General features: G+C 34.0%; 17 protein-coding genes. 11 read left to right on the top strand and 6 right to left on the bottom strand.

Annotated features, from left to right (window positions below; genetic code table 11):
• Positions 1 to 28: 28 nt before the first annotated feature.
• Positions 29 to 961 carry a peptidylprolyl isomerase gene (locus BM239_RS08840; protein WP_092207648.1) on the top strand — a complete coding sequence of 311 codons (933 nt, stop codon included), beginning with the start codon at positions 29 to 31 and terminating at the stop codon, positions 959 to 961.
• Between the two features lie 121 nt (positions 962 to 1,082).
• Positions 1,083 to 1,781: a tetratricopeptide repeat protein gene (locus tag BM239_RS08845; RefSeq protein WP_092207650.1), complete on the top strand. Its 699-nt coding sequence runs from the start codon at positions 1,083 to 1,085 to the stop codon at positions 1,779 to 1,781.
• Here the strand turns inward: BM239_RS08845 and BM239_RS08850 are convergent, their stop codons facing one another.
• The gene (locus BM239_RS08850) at positions 1,782 to 2,342 is read right to left on the bottom strand and encodes a thioredoxin family protein (protein WP_092207652.1); all 561 of its coding nucleotides are present in this window, start codon (positions 2,340 to 2,342) and stop codon (positions 1,782 to 1,784) included.
• A gap of 195 nt (positions 2,343 to 2,537) precedes the next feature.
• Between BM239_RS08850 and BM239_RS08855 the strand changes: the two genes are divergently transcribed.
• Both BM239_RS08855 and BM239_RS08860 read left to right on the top strand, forming a co-directional pair.
• Positions 2,538 to 3,452 (top strand): bile acid:sodium symporter family protein, encoded by a 915-nt coding sequence (locus BM239_RS08855; RefSeq protein ID WP_092207654.1) that lies wholly within the window; start codon positions 2,538 to 2,540, stop codon positions 3,450 to 3,452.
• On the top strand, positions 3,449 to 4,480 hold the full coding sequence (locus BM239_RS08860; protein WP_245758218.1) for a lysophospholipid acyltransferase family protein: 1,032 nt from the start codon (positions 3,449 to 3,451) through the stop codon (positions 4,478 to 4,480). The genes BM239_RS08855 and BM239_RS08860 overlap by 4 nt, the downstream gene beginning before the upstream one ends.
• Positions 4,481 to 4,534: 54 nt before the next feature.
• On the opposite strand, the gene BM239_RS08865 is transcribed toward BM239_RS08860, so the two are convergent.
• Both BM239_RS08865 and BM239_RS08870 read right to left on the bottom strand, forming a co-directional pair.
• Positions 4,535 to 4,921 carry a PUR family DNA/RNA-binding protein gene (locus tag BM239_RS08865; protein ID WP_092208160.1) on the bottom strand — a complete coding sequence of 129 codons (387 nt, stop codon included), beginning with the start codon at positions 4,919 to 4,921 and terminating at the stop codon, positions 4,535 to 4,537.
• A gap of 159 nt (positions 4,922 to 5,080) precedes the next feature.
• Positions 5,081 to 6,838 carry an ABC transporter ATP-binding protein gene (locus BM239_RS08870; protein WP_092207656.1) on the bottom strand — a complete coding sequence of 586 codons (1,758 nt, stop codon included), beginning with the start codon at positions 6,836 to 6,838 and terminating at the stop codon, positions 5,081 to 5,083.
• A 143-nt stretch (positions 6,839 to 6,981) separates the two neighbouring features.
• Between BM239_RS08870 and BM239_RS08875 the strand changes: the two genes are divergently transcribed.
• The 6 genes from BM239_RS08875 (at position 6,982) to BM239_RS08900 (ending at position 11,914) form a co-directional block, all read left to right on the top strand.
• Positions 6,982 to 8,085: a Glu/Leu/Phe/Val family dehydrogenase gene (locus BM239_RS08875; protein WP_092207658.1), complete on the top strand. Its 1,104-nt coding sequence runs from the start codon at positions 6,982 to 6,984 to the stop codon at positions 8,083 to 8,085.
• Positions 8,086 to 8,161: 76 nt separating this feature from the next.
• The gene (nusB, locus tag BM239_RS08880; RefSeq protein WP_092207660.1) at positions 8,162 to 9,106 is read left to right on the top strand and encodes a transcription antitermination factor NusB; all 945 of its coding nucleotides are present in this window, start codon (positions 8,162 to 8,164) and stop codon (positions 9,104 to 9,106) included.
• Between the two features lie 50 nt (positions 9,107 to 9,156).
• Positions 9,157 to 9,735 carry a DUF1573 domain-containing protein gene (locus BM239_RS08885; protein ID WP_092207662.1) on the top strand — a complete coding sequence of 193 codons (579 nt, stop codon included), beginning with the start codon at positions 9,157 to 9,159 and terminating at the stop codon, positions 9,733 to 9,735.
• Between the two features lie 8 nt (positions 9,736 to 9,743).
• The gene (yajC, locus tag BM239_RS08890) at positions 9,744 to 10,037 is read left to right on the top strand and encodes a preprotein translocase subunit YajC (protein WP_092207718.1); all 294 of its coding nucleotides are present in this window, start codon (positions 9,744 to 9,746) and stop codon (positions 10,035 to 10,037) included.
• Between the two features lie 99 nt (positions 10,038 to 10,136).
• Positions 10,137 to 10,874 carry a porin family protein gene (locus BM239_RS08895; RefSeq protein ID WP_092207720.1) on the top strand — a complete coding sequence of 246 codons (738 nt, stop codon included), beginning with the start codon at positions 10,137 to 10,139 and terminating at the stop codon, positions 10,872 to 10,874.
• Positions 10,875 to 10,876: 2 nt separating this feature from the next.
• The gene (locus BM239_RS08900) at positions 10,877 to 11,914 is read left to right on the top strand and encodes a hypothetical protein (RefSeq protein ID WP_092207730.1); all 1,038 of its coding nucleotides are present in this window, start codon (positions 10,877 to 10,879) and stop codon (positions 11,912 to 11,914) included.
• A 7-nt stretch (positions 11,915 to 11,921) separates the two neighbouring features.
• On the opposite strand, the gene BM239_RS08905 is transcribed toward BM239_RS08900, so the two are convergent.
• Entirely contained in the window at positions 11,922 to 12,518 is a 597-nt protein-coding gene (locus BM239_RS08905; RefSeq protein WP_092207732.1) for a YdeI/OmpD-associated family protein, read from the bottom strand.
• Positions 12,519 to 12,522: 4 nt separating this feature from the next.
• A complete protein-coding gene (gene pepT, locus BM239_RS08910) occupies positions 12,523 to 13,767 on the bottom strand; it encodes a peptidase T (protein WP_092208162.1) in 1,245 nt (414 codons plus the stop codon).
• 116 nt (positions 13,768 to 13,883) lie between these two features.
• Between pepT and BM239_RS08915 the strand changes: the two genes are divergently transcribed.
• The gene (locus BM239_RS08915) at positions 13,884 to 14,927 is read left to right on the top strand and encodes a quinone-dependent dihydroorotate dehydrogenase (protein ID WP_092207734.1); all 1,044 of its coding nucleotides are present in this window, start codon (positions 13,884 to 13,886) and stop codon (positions 14,925 to 14,927) included.
• Between the two features lie 26 nt (positions 14,928 to 14,953).
• On the opposite strand, the gene BM239_RS08920 is transcribed toward BM239_RS08915, so the two are convergent.
• Entirely contained in the window at positions 14,954 to 16,858 is a 1,905-nt protein-coding gene (locus BM239_RS08920; protein ID WP_092207736.1) for a T9SS-dependent choice-of-anchor J family protein, read from the bottom strand.
• Positions 16,859 to 16,919 lie beyond the last annotated feature (61 nt).

Here is a 16,919-nt window from a genome sequence, read left to right on the forward strand (position 1 = left end):
TCTTTGCGGCTCATTAAAAAAATATACCATGCAAGACGGATTGTACGCAAAATTTCATACCAGTAAAGGGGACATATTAGTCGCTTTAGAATATAAAAAAACGCCAGGAACTGTAGGTAACTTTGTTGCTTTAGCTGAAGGTAATTTAGAGAATTCGGCAAAAAAACAAGGGAGTCCCTATTATGATGGGTTAAAATTTCACCGTGTTATTCCCGATTTTATGATACAAGGTGGTTGTCCGCAAGGCACTGGAACAGGAAATCCGGGTTATAAATTTGATGACGAATTTCACCCAGATTTAAAACATGATGCTCCAGGAATTTTATCTATGGCTAATGCAGGACCAGGTACTAATGGAAGTCAGTTTTTTATTACACATGTAGAAACACCTTGGTTAGATGGTAATCATACCGTTTTTGGAAAGGTTCAAGAAGGTCAGGATGTTGTAGATTCTATTGCGCAAGGTGATATCCTTGAAACATTAGAAATTATCCGAGTAGGCGCAGATGCTGAAAACTTTAATGCTGTTGAAGCATTCCGAACTTTTGAAGGGTCCCGTGAGAAACGATTAGCTGAAGAAAAAGCTGCTGCCGAAGCAGAGCTTGATAAATTAGCCGCTGGTTTTGAAAAAACAGAAAGTGGTTTACGGTATCAAATTCTTCAAAAAGGAACCGGAGCCCAAGCTCAAAAAGGCCAGAAGGTTTCGGTACATTATAAAGGACAATTAGCCGATGGAACTGTTTTCGATTCATCCTACAAGCGTAAAGAACCTTTAGAATTTCAAGTAGGCGTTGGTCAAGTAATAGCTGGTTGGGATGAAGGTATTTGCTTATTGCAAGTAGGTGATAAAGCCCGATTGGTTATACCAAGTCATTTAGGTTACGGCGCACGTGGTGCAGGAGGTGTGATTCCTGGAGATGCGACTTTAATTTTTGATGTCGAACTGGTTAATGTTTTATAATTTTAAAAAGAAATCTATTTGTCTGTGTAACAAATAGTGAAAAAAACGTCTCATTTTGTATGGGACGTTTTTTTTTGCTAAATTTTCAATAATCATTTAATCATTCAACATATTTTATTCCATGAAGTTAAAATTCGCATACCTGTTCGTGTTTACTCTTTTTTTAGTGTTTAGCTGTTCCAATAGCATAACGTATACAGAAGCTATTAAAGCAGAAACTTCAGGACGTTATTTATACCATCCTGATGCTATAATTGATGTTTTTTATGAAGAGGATAATTTATATTTAAACTGGAGAGGCGCTCAAATAAAGCCCGTTGCACTGGATGAGAAAACCTTTTTTGTTCCTGATATGTATCAGAAATTACGATTTGTTCAGCATCCAGAAACCCAAAAAATGTATTTAGCTATTATTCCAGAAAATGAAAAAGACGCTCTAACCTATGCTTATGTTAAAGTGTCCGACACATTTAATACGCCCTCTATGCATTTAGAGAATAAGAATTATAAGGCAGCACTTCAGGGGTTTGAAGCTATTAAAGCGCAAGATTCTACCTCGGAATTACTAAACGAACGTGCCTTTAATAGTATGGGTTATGAGTTAATGAGAAACAAAGACTATCAAGATGCCATAGCCGTTTTTAAAATAAATACCGTGTTACATCCGGAAAGTGATAACGCTTTTGATAGTTTGGCAGAAGGTTATTTAAATCAAGGTGATAGTTTATTAGCATGGACCAATTTTAAAAAGGCTTTACAATTAAATCCTAGTAATCGGCGTGCTAAAAAATTCATTCAAGCTTATCATATTGAAGAGTAATTAAGACACTTTCCATTTGATATTACAGCCTATACTTGGTTTTTGCTCTTGCTTATTTTCTGTATTAGCAAGCACACAATCTAAAGCATGACGTAAATCAGAACCTGTAACTGGTATATCATTTCCAGGACGTGAATCGTCCAGTTGACCACGGTAAGTTAATAATAAATCCTTATCAAACACATAAAAATCTGGTGTACAAGCTGCCTGATAGGCTTTAGCTACTTCTTGTGTTTGATCGTATAAATAAGGAAAAATATAGCCTTCTTCAATAGCATTCTGTGCCATTTTATCTGGTGAATCTTGTGGATATTTCTCCACATCATTACTAGAAATAGCTATAAAATTTACACCTTTACTGGTGTATGCTTTTGCCATTTTTACAAGTTCAGCGTTTACGTGTTTTACAAACGGACAGTGGTTGCAAATAAACATAATTACCGTGGCATGTAGTCCTTTAGCACTATCTAAACTAACCATGTCTTGAGAAACGGTATCTTTTAAGTTGAAATTTTTAGCTTTGCTACCTAATGGAAGCATATTTGATGCTGTTTGAGCCATAATTCTAAACTAATTTTAGTGAGATAAAGTTACATAATATTTGATTTATGCCCAATTTGTTTTCTCTCTTAATAAAAACAAACCGTGTTAGTGCCTGGTGTTTTTTTTGAATTTATAGACAATTGATTTGCTAAATTAAATTTTTACTATCATATTACCACTTTAAAAAGCCAACTAACTAACGCCAATCTATTCATGCAAGAGCTTGACCAAGTTCAAATTCATTTTGACACCAATAATTTATGGCTTCTTAATATAGCCCTTGCAATTGTTATGTTTGGTGTGGCCTTGGGAATCTCACTTCGTGATTTTAAAGCATTAATGCAAACACCAAAAGTGGTTTTGATTGGATTATTATCGCAATTTGTTTTCTTACCACTTTTAACTTTTGGTTTTATACTTGTTCTAAACCCACAACCAAGCATTGCTTTGGGTATGATGATGGTGGCTGCCTGTCCTGGTGGTAATATATCTAACTTCATGACCCATTTGGCAGGAGGTAATACAGCGCTTTCGGTAAGTTTAACAGCCTTTTCTACGTTTATTGCCATTATCATGACACCTTTTAATTTTGAGTTTTATGGTAATTTGTATCAACCAACGGCAGCCTTACTACAGGATGTTTCTTTAAACCCATTTGATATGGTCCAAATCGTGTTGCTCATATTAGGGATTCCGTTACTTTGTGGTATGTTTGTGCGTTATAAATTCCCTAAAATAGCTATTCGTTTGGCATCTTGGTTAAAGCCATTTTCTATTTTGGTATTTGTTGGGATTGTTATAATTGCACTTATAAATAATTTAGCTGTTTTTTCTGAATATATACACCACGTATTATTACTTGGTATTAGCCATAACCTTCTTGCTTTTTTATTAGGTTTTTTAATTGCTCGGGTTTTTAAATTATCTTTTGAAAACCAGAAAACGCTAACTATAGAAACCGGTATTCAAAATTCAGGAATTGGACTTTTATTAATTTTTACATTCTTTAACGGGTTAGGTGGCATGGCTATTATGGCCGCTTTTTGGGGAGTTTGGCATATTGTTTCCGGCATGTTGTTGTCTTATTTTTGGTCCTCTAAATTGCAAACTAAAACTCAAACCGTTTGAAAACGCTCTGGTTACATAGTGTCCGATGGTATATTAAAATAGGCTTATTTTTTTATTACAGACGAATTCATGTTAAAAAAACCATATGCATACCGAAAAAAGGGCCCTTACTTTTTGTGTCTAACCATAATAACGCGCTTATAGATGCCTTGCTTATTGCTACGCAGTCTGGACGTTTTTCCTATTTTTTAACGCGCGCCAGTGTTTTTAAAAAACCTCTAGTAAATGCGCTTTTACGGAGTTTAAATATGTTGCCTGTATATAGAATACGTGATGGTTGGAATACCGTATCTCATAATACTGCTATTTTTGAAAGCTGTAGTGTTTGTTTGTCAGCAGGTGAAGCTGTGGCTCTTTTTCCAGAAGGCAATCATCATATTAACAGAACAGTTAGACCATTAAGTAAGGGTTTCACTAGAATTGTTTTTGAAACCATGTCACGATTTCCTTCAACTAATTTAAAACTCATTCCCATAGGTTTAAATTATGAACAAGCTGATGCGTTTGCTGATAGTGTTACACTTTGTTTTGGTAAAGCACTTTTAGCTACTGATTATTTAGGACTTGACCAAGCAGTAGAAGCGCGTCGCTTAAAAAATGATGTTTGGCAAGCTATAACCCAACTAACAACTCATATTCCCGTTGATGCCTATCAAGAATCTTTGCAAAAGTTACATGGGCTTGGTGCTGATTTTCTGAATCCTGAAGCTGTTAATTCCTGTATAAATTCTGATTTTCAAAGCTGTTCATTTAATCGAATACCACAACCCCAAAAACTGAAAGCATTTTTTAAGTTTTTTATGATTGTTTTGTTGATTGGGCCCTATGTAATATGGAAATTTTTGGCAGAGCCTAAAATTAAGGAAGTTGAGTTTGTTGCCACCTTTCGGTTTGGTTTGGCAATTAGTTTGGTGCCATTATGGCTACTAGGTATCTTGATATTTTTAATGGTAGGTTTCGGCATACAAATAGCATTGGTTTATTTGGTCCTGACCTTATTGGTAACGCTATTGGCTGTTAAATTATAGGTATAAAAAAAGCCACTATAAAAGGTGGCTTTATTATGAGGTTTTATAGGATGTTTAAATATCATCAAAATCAATATCTGTAAAACGTTCTGCGGATTTAGACGTTTCATCAGAAACCGCTGATTCTCCTGTATATTCTTCTTTCTTAAAATCTTTTTGGTGACGTTCACTGATAACTTCATCCCCTTTTTCGTTAATGATGTAATCAGTCATTTCTTTAAGAATGGTATTGAATTCTGAAAAATCTTCCTTGTATAAGTAAATTTTATGTTTTTTGTAGTGGTAAGAGCCGTCATCATTTGTGAATTTTTTGCTCTCGGTAATGGTTAAGTAATAATCTCCTGCTTTTGTAGATCTGACATCAAAAAAATACGTTCGTCTTCCGGCTCGTAATACTTTTGAGAAAATCTCTTCTTTCTCCATCATTCCGTTATTATCCATAATCATATATATTATAAAAACATAAATTATAAGTTCCTCAAAAATCTAAAAAAATCAGATACCAACCAACAAATTATGAATTTTCTTTTAGCTATCTCGTTAAAACCTGTTTAAGTTGTTAAAAATGAAATCATTAAATAGGTTGTATTTTTATCAAACTCATGCGTTTGAAGATTCGCTCAATTGCTTCTCATACAAGTTTTTGTAATAACCATCTGTTTCTATTAGCGTTTCATGTGTTCCTGCTTGAACAATTTTACCAGCATCAAGAATAATTATTTTATCGGCATTTTTAGCAGCAGAAATTCGGTGACTTACTATAATGGTGGTTTTACCAGCTGTTAGTTTTTTTAGGTTATTTAGTATTTTTTCCTCCGTTTCGGTGTCTACAGCCGATAAGCAGTCGTCGAATAATAATATTTGTGGGTCTTTAATGATGGCTCTTGCAATGGAAACGCGTTGTTTTTGTCCACCTGAAAGAGTAATACCGCGTTCGCCTAAAACCGTTTCATACCCCTTAGAAAAACCTATAATATTTTTATGAACTTGGGCGTGTTTAGCAGCTTGAATTACTTGTTGATGTGTAGCATCCTCCTTACCAAACTTAATATTATTGTTTATGGTATCTGAAAATAAAAAGGCATCCTGTGGTACATAGCCAATTGCATCTCTAAGGTCGTCTAAATTTACTTGGTCTATTGGTTGGCCATCAATGAGTAATTCACCCGAATCAATATCATATAATCTGCCAATTAAATCCAATATGGTTGATTTTCCAGAACCTGTTTTGCCAATTACGGCAAGAGTTTCGCCTCCTTTTAATGTAAACGAAACATCTTTTAATGCTTGAATATTGGTGTCATCATAAGTGAAAGAGACGTTTTTAAATGTTATTGCCCCTTTAATATCTGACGGAAGTGTTGCCTTATTTTGTATTTCTGGTGAGATTTTTAAAAATTCGTTAATACGATTTTGCGATGCCTCTGCCGTTTGTACAATTGAAGTTACCCAACCAACCGTAGCTACTGGCCAAGTTAACATATTTACATAAATAATAAATTTGGTTATTACCCCTAAGCTTATTTCTCCAGAAATGTATTGTAATCCACCGACATAAATAACAATTAAATTACTCAAGCCAATTAATAATATCATCATGGGAAAGAAAAAAGCATTGATTCTAACTAAATCCAATTGCTTTTCACGACTTTCGGTTGCTAATTCATCAAAATTCAAAGCCGATTGTTGTTCCATGCCATAAGATTTAATAATGGCAATGCCACTAAAGGTTTCTTGAGTAAATGAGGAGAGCTTTGATAAGTATTGCTGTACGATGGTACTGCGTTTATGTATGGTTTTACTTAATTTATAGATAATAACCGATAAAATAGGTAAGGGTATTATGGTGTATAAGGTAAGCGTTGGAGCCTGGCGATACATGAAGAATATGGCGATTACAAATAGAGTTATGGTATTGATGCTATACATGATAGCTGGACCTGCATACATGCGGACGCTGTTCACATCTTCACTAATTCTGTTCATTAAATCACCAGTTCGGTTCTTTTTGTAAAAATTGAGTGATAATCTTTGGTATTGCTGATATATTTCATTCTTTAAATCGTATTCTATGTAGCGCGAAACATTGATTATGGTTTGCCGCATGAAAAATGTTAGGATACCCGTAATAATGGCCGCACCAATTATATAAAGGATATTGATTAGTAGTTCTGTTTTAACTACAGATACATCTGTAATAATGCCTTTTCTAAAATCATCTACCACATCAATGGATGACCCAATGAGTTCTGGTGTGAAAAGTAAAAATATCTTGGAAACAATAGTGATTATTATACCAATAATAACTTTCCATTTATACTTTAAAAAGTACTTATTTAGATGCTTTAATTCTTTCATTAATAGGTTTGGGTTTGTATAAAGTTTTTAACAAATTCGTATTTTAATATTATTTATGTTGTTTAAACATTAATATTCCTTTAATTTTGCACGTTGTTTTTACAGATAGTACAAAACACACATAACATTAAACTAAAATTAACATGGTAACAGACGTTATTAATGCAAATGAATTACATAAAATGGATCCTGTTTTTGGACAACAATCCTTTGATAATCATGAGCAAGTTGTTTTTTGCAACGACAAAGATACAGGTTTAAAAGCAATAATTGGAATTCATAATACCGTTTTAGGTCCAGCTTTAGGTGGTACAAGAATGTGGAATTATGTGAATGAATGGGAAGCTTTAAACGATGCTTTGCGGCTATCACGAGGTATGACCTATAAATCGGCCATTACAGGGTTAAATCTTGGTGGTGGAAAAGCCGTTATTATTGGCGACGCAAAAACTCAAAAAACGCCAGAATTGATGCGTAAGTTTGGTGAGTTTGTACACTCCTTAAGTGGTAAATATATTACAGCTGAAGATGTTGGTATGACCACAGCTGATATGGATACTGTTCGTGAAGTAACACCCTATGTTACAGGAATTTCTGAATCTTTAGGAGGCGCTGGAAATCCATCACCGATAACAGCTTATGGAGTTTTTATGGGTATGAAAGCTGCCGCAAAATACAAATTTGGAAGTGATGTCTTAGAAGGAAAATCTGTATTTGTTCAAGGAATTGGAAACGTCGGTGAAGCTTTGGTTGAACATTTAGTAGATGAAGGCGCTAATGTTACCATTTCAGATATTAGTCAAGAACGTTTAGAAGAAGTTCGCTCTAAATATGCGGTTTCTATTTATGGCGGACATGATATTTATTCGGAAGCTATGGATATATATGCACCTTGTGCTTTAGGCGCAACCATAAATGATGATACGATTTATAAAATAAAAGCACAAGTCATTGCAGGAGCTGCCAATAACCAATTAGCGGTAGAACAGAAGCATGGTAAAATTCTTCAGGAACGCGGTATTGTTTATGCACCAGATTTTTTGATTAACGCAGGTGGTATTATTAATGTTTATGCCGAATTAGAAGGGTATGACCGTAAAGAAATTATGCGTAAAACAGAAAATATTTACAATACAACATTGGAAATATTAAATAATGCCAACACGCACAATATTACCACTAATCATGCGGCATTAAATATAGCACAAGCTAGAATTGATGCAAGAAAAAATGAGAATTCGAAGTAATTCGATTAAATAAATATTATTTTTGCGAGGCGAAAGGACAACTTTCGCCTCTTTAAATTTAAAGTTCTTTGGAAGTATGCTAAACAGAAGACATATTCGTATAAAAGTAATGCAAACCATCTACGCCTATAAAGGAGGAGAGGGAGGCGATTTTAAAGCCGATCAAACGTTTTTATTACGAAGTATTGAAAACATGTACAATTTGTACCTATTACAAGTATCCTTATTAATTAAGTTGCAGGAACGTTCTGAAGATTTCGTTATGAAAACGCAACAAAAACAATTAGCAACTTCCGACGATAAAAATCCGAACAAAAAATTTAGCAATAACGAATTATTAGTAGCCTTAAAAAGTAATATTCGTTTAAAAGATGCTTTCGAGGATCATAAAATTACCAATTGGGAGTTGGATAGCGAATATGTAGATGTTATTTTTAAAAATATGTTAGCCTCAGATCTCTATGCTGAATATATGCAAACCCGAACATCTACCTTTGCAGAAGATAAAAACTTTATTGTAGATTTATTTAAAGATATCATTGCGCCCAATGATAAACTTTATGATTATTTGGAAGACCAAAGTTTAACATGGACAGACGATTTACCAGTGGTTAACACAGCCATCCTTAAATTGTTGCGGAAGGTTAAACCAAGCTCACCTGATGCCTTTTTCTTGCCAAAACTTTTTAAAGATGAAGATGATAGAGCCTACGCTTTAGATTTGTTTAAGAAAACTATTTTAAAACAAAATAGCTTGAATGAAACAATTGCTGAAAAAACACAAAATTGGGATGCCGATCGTATAGCAAATATTGATACGGTTTTATTGCAAATGGCCATTTGTGAGTTAACCAATTTCCCTTCTATTCCTGTAAAAGTAACCATTAATGAATATTTAGAGATAGCAAAAGAGTATTCTACACCAAAAAGTAGTGTTTTTATAAATGGTATTTTAGATAAATTAGTGAAGGAATATAGCGAAGCTGAAAAGTTAAATAAAGTAGGACGAGGGTTGATGTAATAAGAAATTATTCATACATTTACAGCCCGAACAAAAAATAATTTATTATTATGAAAAAAGTAATTTTAGGATTAAGCGCCATTTGCTTAATAGCTTTTACATCTTGTAAAGAAGATGCAACAAAAAAAATTGACGAAAATAATGTAGCAGAAGCGGCAGACAGAGATGCTCAAGCAACTAACTTTCCTGTTTTAACTTTTGAAAAAACTGAACATGATTTTGGTGAAATAGAATCAAAAACGAATGTTGAAACCGTATTTAAATATAAAAACACTGGTAATGCACCATTAGTTATTACAGATATTAAGAGTTCTTGTGGTTGTACAGTGCCTCAAGACTGGAGTAGAGAACCGTTAGCACCAGGAGAAGGTGGTGAGTTTACTGTTAAATTTAACGGTACAGGCGCTAATAAAGTTACAAAAACGGTAACTGTAACAGCTAATACTGAAATGGGTAAAGAAACAGTAAAAATTTCAGCTTTTGTTAAACCAGACCCTAATGCACCAGCAAAAGCATCTGCACCAGCTATAACAAATCAAGGACAAATGCCAGCTGGAGCCGTTCAAACTGAACAAGCACCAAGAAAATATAGTACACAACCAGGTCATGAAGGCCATAACCACGATTAATTAATTAGATGGGAGAGAGTTTAAATACGTTTTTACCGTTTATCTTGATGTTTGTTGTCGTGTATTTCTTCATGATAGCGCCACAGATGAAACGTGCTAAACAAGAAAAAAAATTCGCAGCCGAATTAAAACGTGGCGATCGTGTTATTACTAAAAGTGGTATGCATGGTAAAGTTGTAGACTTTAATGATAAGGATGCTAGCTGTATTATTGAAACCCTTGCAGGTAAAATAAAATTTGATCGTTCTGCTATCTCTATGGAAATGAGTAAAAAGCTCACCGAACCAGAGAAAGCAAAATAATTTTAATGAAACAATAAAAAAAAGCCACTTTTTAATGTGGCTTTTTTTATTTGAAAGATTTTAAAAAATTCCGATATTGTTTAAAATATCAAGCATAAAATGCGGAAAATTCTATTTATTGTATTGTTTTTATTTTCCGTGCATGCGGCTTCCTCACAAGTTTTATTAACCTTGATTTTTGGAGAAAAATTAAATTCTCCAAATATAGAGTTCGGTTTAGAAGGAGGTTATAATTTTTCGCAAATTTCTGGTTTAGAAAGTTCCAAACGATTGGGGACTTTTAATTTAGGTTTTTATTTTAATTTTAAACTGAAGGAGCAGTTCTATTTATATACAGGTGTATTGGTAAAATCGAATTTAGGAGTAAAGGCCTTGAGTATTTCAGATTTAGAAACATCTGGAGTGAGTTTTATTGGTAGTTCTGGAGTTTATTCCCAACGAATAAATTATTTTATTGTACCTATACACGCTAAATATGTATTTGGAAATAATATTTATATTGAAGCTGGACCTCAATTGGGATTACGGTACAAAGCCTATGTGGAGTATGTAAATGAAACAGATGGCGTGGATACACGCATACGGCAAGACAATAAAGGTGCCATCAATCCTATTGAAGCAGGTGTAGGGATAGGCATGGGTTACAAGTTTAAAAAAATAGGAGGTCTGTCTGTTGGATTAAACTATTTCCAAGGTTTTGTAAATGTATATAAGTCAAACTCAAACACTAAAAATAATGCTGCATTTTTAAAGTTAAATCTGCCAATAGGCGCAAAAAAAAGTGCCAAGCAAAATCAGGATGATCATTTGATGGATTCAAATACCACAATTAATTAACTATGAGTTTAAATAAACGATTCACATATTATTTTTTTGTTCTTATTTTTGCCAATCTTTCATTTGCCCAACAGCCAAGTACCAAGGTACGGGAAAAGTTTGAAAAGTATCGTGATAGCTTAAAGCAAGTAGATTACAATTATACATTCCCAATTTTTGGTCAAGGAGCCTATAATAAAGGATTTGATATTCCTTATCCCATTGGAATTATGGGTAATTTCATGTTTATGGAGCAAGGAATAACTGTTGATAATTTACAGTTAGGGTTAGAAACTAAAAATTTCAATATAGGATTAACTCCCGTAAATTTTATACAGTTTGGTAATAATGTAAACACAACCTATACGGTTAATGTTAGACCAGATGTTTGGCTTTTCCCGTTTCTAAATGTTTATGGTATTTTTGGTTATGGGCATTCGCGTACCGAGATTAATTTAGTATATCCAATAAATTTACAATCTATAGTTGAGCAAAACGTTTCAAGTGTCGGTGTTGGTATCATGTTTGCAGGCGCTGTTGGGCCTGTTTTTTTCTCTGTTGATGCCAATTTTACTTGGAATAAACCCGAACTTTTAGATGAAGCCGTTCCCGTTCGTGTAACAGGAATTCGCTTTGGGCATAGCCATGTTTTTAAAGATAGACCTGATAGAAATATAGCTATTTGGGTTGGTGGTTTTTTTATGGAAACTGGTAGTGATACTTCGGGACAGTTAAAACTAAAAGATGCCTTATCTAGTGCTGATGGTGTAAAACGAGACGAAATAGTAGCTAATTATTATACGTGGTATGAAAATGAAGCTAGTATTCCACAAAAAGTGGTTGCTGATCAAATTTTAACGCCTATTGTTGAACGTCTAGCAGCTGCTGATGGCGAAGCTATTATAAAGTATGGCCTGGATAAACAAGTTCAACAAAAATGGAATGGTATTATTGGAGCACAATATCAACCAAATAAAAGATGGATGTTTCGAACTGAATTAGGTGTTTTAGGAAATAGAAAGTCGGTGTTACTGTCCTTAAATTACCGCTTTTTATTATAAATTGGAGTTAGCAGTTTTTATACTTATCATGTAGCCCAATACCCTCCAACACCATAGGATGTATTTTTTTTAAACGTGTTGATTTGGTGGTATCTCGTTTTGCCGAATCAATATACTCACTATATTCACGTTGTTTTCCAGGTGTTAATTTTTTGAATGCTAATTTCATTTCCTTGTGACTATTTAAATAATCCGTCAGTTCTTTAGGAAGCTGTATCGTTTTTTCTTTCTTAACCGGTTGTAACTCTTTACCTTCTTTTTGATTATTAATAGCCTCTTTTACATAACTTAAAACGGCATCTGCATGGATATCTCTACCAGATTTAAAGCGCATTTGTCGTAAGGCTTTTGTTTTTTCTTGAGCTTTTTCTAATAAGTTTTGTTCATCCTTCAAGAAGACACCATTAAAAAACCAAATTCCAAAATGATGCTTAAAGGCTCCTAAACCAAGAATGTTCTTACCTTGCCATGAATATACTGGTGCATTCCATTTAATAGATTCTTCTAAATCGGTTTTTAATATGATGTTACGTAATAGCTCTAACTCCTTTGAAAAGTGAGCATGAACCTCTAAATATTCCTCAACTGAATTCACCTTTTTCATGCTGTTATATGCGGTGTTTATTTGCTGTTAGTTCTGCGATTTTACAAATTACTTCTGTTGCTTTTATCATACTTTCCACAGGTACATATTCATAACGGCCATGGAAATTATGACCACCTGCGAAAATATTAGGGCAAGGTAATCCCATATAACTTAATTGGGAGCCATCCGTGCCACCACGAATAGCTTTAATAAGTGGTTTTATTCCAAGTTGTATCATCGCTTCTTCAGCAATATCAACAATGTGCATAACAGGTTCTACCTTTTCTTTCATATTAAAATACTGATCCTCTATAGCAATTGATATGACTTCTCGACCATATTGGGAGTTGATTTCATTTGCTAATTTTTGCATGACTTCTTTACGGGCTTCAAAATGGCCTTTATCATGATCTCGAATAATGTATTCTAGTTTGGTGCTGTCTACTTCACCCGTAATGGCATATAAATGGAAAAAACCTTCATAACCTTCGGTATGTTCTGGTGTTTCAAGTCTGGGTAAGGAATTAATATACTCGGTAGCAATGTACATGGAGTTAACCATTTTACCTTTGGCATAACCCGGATGTACAATTTTACCTTTAATAGTAACAACAGCTCCAGCGGCATTAAAATTTTCGTATTCTAATTCGCCAATCTGACTACCATCCATGGTGTAAGCCCAGTCGGCTCCAAATTTTTCTACGTTAAATTTATGAGCACCACGACCTATTTCTTCATCGGGTGTAAAACCTACTCGAATTTTTCCATGTTTAATTTCTGGGTGTTGAATTAAATATTCCATGGCAGAAATAATTTCGGTAATACCAGCTTTATCATCGGCACCTAAAAGGGTTGTGCCATCTGTGGTAATAATGGTTTGACCTTTATATTGTAATAAATCATCAAAATAATCTGGTGATAATACGATGTCCTGTTCAGCGTTTAAAATGATATCTTTTCCATCGTAATTCTCATGAATTTGCGGGTTTACATTGGCACCTGTAAAATCTGGGGTTGTATCAAAATGAGAGACAAAACCAATGGTAGGAACCTCATGATTCACATTACTTGGAAGTGTTGCCATGATGTAAGCGTTTTCATCAATAGTAACATCCTGCATGCCAATGGCTTTTAACTCTTTAACCAACGTATTTGCTAAATCCCATTGTTTTGCTGTACTTGGGGTTGTGTTAGAATTAGAATCGGATTCCGTATCTACTGTAACATAACTTACAAATCGTTTAATAATGTGTTCTTTTGATATCATTTGAAATGAATTTGATGGTTTAAATACTGTAATAGCAAATTTACAATTATTGAAATTTTTATCATTTGAATTGCGCACTTTTTTATTTAGAATTACTTTTGCGCAAACATTGAAACATGTACAAAGTACTACTTCGTCCTTTATTTTTTCTTTTCGATCCGGAGAAAATCCATTATTTTACGTTTTCACTAATTAAATACACTTCTAAAATACCTGGTATTTCAGCTTTGTTTAGAAGTCTTTATGTTGTTGAAGATGCGCAATTAGAGCGCCAAATTTTTGGACTGACTTTTAAAAATCCAGTTGGTTTAGCGGCTGGTTTTGATAAAAATGCTGTTCTGTATAATGAGTTAGCCAATTTTGGTTTTGGTTTTATTGAAATAGGAACAGTTACACCAAAAGGGCAGGTGGGAAACCCTAAAAAACGCTTGTTTCGTTTAAAGGATGACCAAGGTATAATTAACCGTATGGGTTTTAATAATGAAGGTCTAGATGCAGCCATTTCTCAATTAAAGAAAAATAAAGGAAACGTTATAATTGGTGGTAATATTGGAAAAAATACACAAACCAAACCCGAAGATTATACCAAAGACTACCTTACCTGCTTTAACGCTTTGCATCCGTATGTGGATTATTTTGTGTTAAATGTTAGTTGCCCTAATGTTGGGAGTCATGCCAAACTTAATGATAAAGACTATTTAGAAACGTTAATTTACACTGTTCAAAAGGCCAATAGGACTTTTGAAACTCAAAAACCAATTTTACTTAAAATAGCACCCGATTTAAACACAACCCAGTTAGATGAAATTATTGAACTGATTGCGGAAACAAATCTGGATGGTGTAATAGCCAGTAACACATCTGTAGATAGAACTGGTTTGAAAGCATCTCCTGAATTATTAGCAGAAATTGGCAATGGTGGTTTAAGTGGACAACCAATTAAGGATAAATCTACTGCCGTTATAAAATATCTTTCTGAAAAGAGTCATAAAGCATTCCCTATAATTGGTGTGGGTGGTATTCATTCTGCTCAAGATGCCTTGGAAAAAATAGATGCTGGCGCTGATTTGCTTCAAATATATACGGGTTTTATATATGAAGGCCCTAAACTGGTTAAAACCATTAATAAGGCTTTATTAAACCAAAAAACACGCTATTAGCGTGTTTTTTGGTTATTAAGCAAACTTTACTTTTTTATAAATCTCTTGGTAACTTTGTTGCCATTAACATGTATTAATAAAAAGTATGTACCAGCACTTAAATCTGATACATCAATTATTTCTGTAAATGTTCCAGAGGTTAATTTCTGCCCAAGCATATTTGTAATTTGATAAGTTGTTTCTTGAGTATTGTTTGGAAGTTTTACACGTAAGTTAGTATTAGAAACAGGGTTTGGAAATATGCTAACCGATTCGCTATTAAAAGTTTCTCTACTTAATGTGTTTTGAATTGTAATATTATCAATAGCAATATCGCTACTCCAATTGGAACCTCTTATAGCTCTAAACCTAAAACGAGCCGTTTGTCCTGAATAGCTGGATAAATCTACTTGTCTTGTTAAATAAGCCTCACCATTAGTTTCTTGTTGTTGTCCTATAATTGCTGGTGTAATATCATTTGTAAATCCAGAACCAGTATCGATGTCTACATGTAATTCGCCCATTGACAATCCAAACATGTGGTAATCGAATTCCAAAACACCATTCACTGTATTAATTTCTACACAAGGTGTTATATATTCCGCTACTTCCCCTGAAACGGCATTAGATCCTTCCACAAAAATGTAATTTCCTGTACCAGATGCATCTGTTAATGGGCCACTACCAGTAGATGGTGTAGTGCCTGAATTTAATACCCATGTAAAATTAGCTGTTGAATTTGATTTCACAGTCCAACCATTTTCCGTAATGTCTGTTAGCGCGTCAAAATCACGACTTAACGGAAGTGTTTCTGTAGCGCCAACCTTTATATACTCTGTATAACTTTTAGAAATAGTATTTTGCGCATTAGATACTGATAATTTAACGTCATAAAGTCCAGATGACAGATAGGTGTGTGTCGGGTTTTGAGTGGTGTAATCTGTAATATTATCACCATCAAAATCCCAAGCCCAACTTGTTGCTCCAACGGTTGTTTCAGAAAAAGCGACGGTTAATGAACTTTGACAACTTTGCGTGATATCTGCTGTAAAATCGACACTAATACTGGCACAATTAAAATTGTTTCTTGTTAGGGCATATGTTGCATACATTCTAGCATATTGTTGAGGCGTAAAAAGATCCCGACACTCTTTTCTAGAATAAGACATAATATTATTAGTTTGTGGCATATAGAAGTCGCCATTGGCATCTACATCAGTACCCGTATAATTGCATGATGAATTTACATTAGAATAGGATAAGGTTGGGTCTGCAGGTGTATCGCATATATAATCGCCTTCGGTTGTGCAATTGGAACCGTTAACCAACTCATTTGGTGTGCCACCATGTGTGTGGCGCAAATTAAAAAAATGCCCCATTTCGTGTGCTAGTGTACTTCCGTTAGTAGCACATGAGTTGACCATTAAAATTGTGTCATCACCACCAGGGTAATAAGCGTAACCGCATAGTGAACTTCCAGTACTTACTTTAGTAACCGTATTTGCAAAATAAATATTGATTAAACCTGAAACGCTATGGGTAGCTGTTAAAATTCCTTCTTGGTCATCTTGAAAATCATAATAAGTATCGTTATCAATATAATTTATACCATCGCAAATAAAGAATTCTAAATTGGCATTGGCGTAAAATGCATTCATAGTAGTTATGGCATCATTTAACTCTGTGGTTGTTAATCCTCCTGTACCGCTAGAGGTTCTAATAATGTGTGCTTTAACTGGAACAGAAGTTATAGGATTTGAAGCACGGAATTGGGGGTTGTTCAAAAAGGTTTCTTCAATTTCTAATAGTTGTTGTTTGTTATTTTGAAAAAAACGTAAGGATTCTGGTGTTTCAATTGTACCACAATTTTTATCTTGAGAAAATAATGGCAATTGAAAAAACAGTGCTACTGTTAGAAATAATAGTAATTTGTTTAAAGTAGTAATGTTCATAGGTTGAGAGATTTGTTTAGCACATGCAAGATATACAAATTATAGCAAATACATTTTTATA

It is taken from the genome of Algorimicrobium echini, assembly GCF_900115185.1.
Lineage (GTDB): Bacteria > Bacteroidota > Bacteroidia > Flavobacteriales > Flavobacteriaceae > Algorimicrobium > Algorimicrobium echini.

What these genes read in the sequence shown, in the direction of transcription:
- BM239_RS08840 (WP_092207648.1), top strand. Translation starts at nt 29, where the DNA reads ATGCAAGACGGATTGTACGCAAAATTTCATACCAGTAAAGGGGACATA.
- BM239_RS08845 (WP_092207650.1), top strand. Translation starts at nt 1,083, where the DNA reads ATGAAGTTAAAATTCGCATACCTGTTCGTGTTTACTCTTTTTTTAGTG.
- BM239_RS08850 (WP_092207652.1), bottom strand. Translation starts at nt 2,342, where the DNA reads ATGGCTCAAACAGCATCAAATATGCTTCCATTAGGTAGCAAAGCTAAA.
- BM239_RS08855 (WP_092207654.1), top strand. Translation starts at nt 2,538, where the DNA reads ATGCAAGAGCTTGACCAAGTTCAAATTCATTTTGACACCAATAATTTA.
- BM239_RS08865 (WP_092208160.1), bottom strand. Translation starts at nt 4,921, where the DNA reads ATGGATAATAACGGAATGATGGAGAAAGAAGAGATTTTCTCAAAAGTA.
- BM239_RS08870 (WP_092207656.1), bottom strand. Translation starts at nt 6,838, where the DNA reads ATGAAAGAATTAAAGCATCTAAATAAGTACTTTTTAAAGTATAAATGG.
- BM239_RS08875 (WP_092207658.1), top strand. Translation starts at nt 6,982, where the DNA reads ATGGTAACAGACGTTATTAATGCAAATGAATTACATAAAATGGATCCT.
- nusB (WP_092207660.1), top strand. Translation starts at nt 8,162, where the DNA reads ATGCTAAACAGAAGACATATTCGTATAAAAGTAATGCAAACCATCTAC.
- BM239_RS08885 (WP_092207662.1), top strand. Translation starts at nt 9,157, where the DNA reads ATGAAAAAAGTAATTTTAGGATTAAGCGCCATTTGCTTAATAGCTTTT.
- yajC (WP_092207718.1), top strand. Translation starts at nt 9,744, where the DNA reads ATGGGAGAGAGTTTAAATACGTTTTTACCGTTTATCTTGATGTTTGTT.
- BM239_RS08895 (WP_092207720.1), top strand. Translation starts at nt 10,137, where the DNA reads ATGCGGAAAATTCTATTTATTGTATTGTTTTTATTTTCCGTGCATGCG.
- BM239_RS08900 (WP_092207730.1), top strand. Translation starts at nt 10,877, where the DNA reads ATGAGTTTAAATAAACGATTCACATATTATTTTTTTGTTCTTATTTTT.
- BM239_RS08905 (WP_092207732.1), bottom strand. Translation starts at nt 12,518, where the DNA reads ATGAAAAAGGTGAATTCAGTTGAGGAATATTTAGAGGTTCATGCTCAC.
- pepT (WP_092208162.1), bottom strand. Translation starts at nt 13,767, where the DNA reads ATGATATCAAAAGAACACATTATTAAACGATTTGTAAGTTATGTTACA.
- BM239_RS08915 (WP_092207734.1), top strand. Translation starts at nt 13,884, where the DNA reads ATGTACAAAGTACTACTTCGTCCTTTATTTTTTCTTTTCGATCCGGAG.
- BM239_RS08920 (WP_092207736.1), bottom strand. Translation starts at nt 16,858, where the DNA reads ATGAACATTACTACTTTAAACAAATTACTATTATTTCTAACAGTAGCA.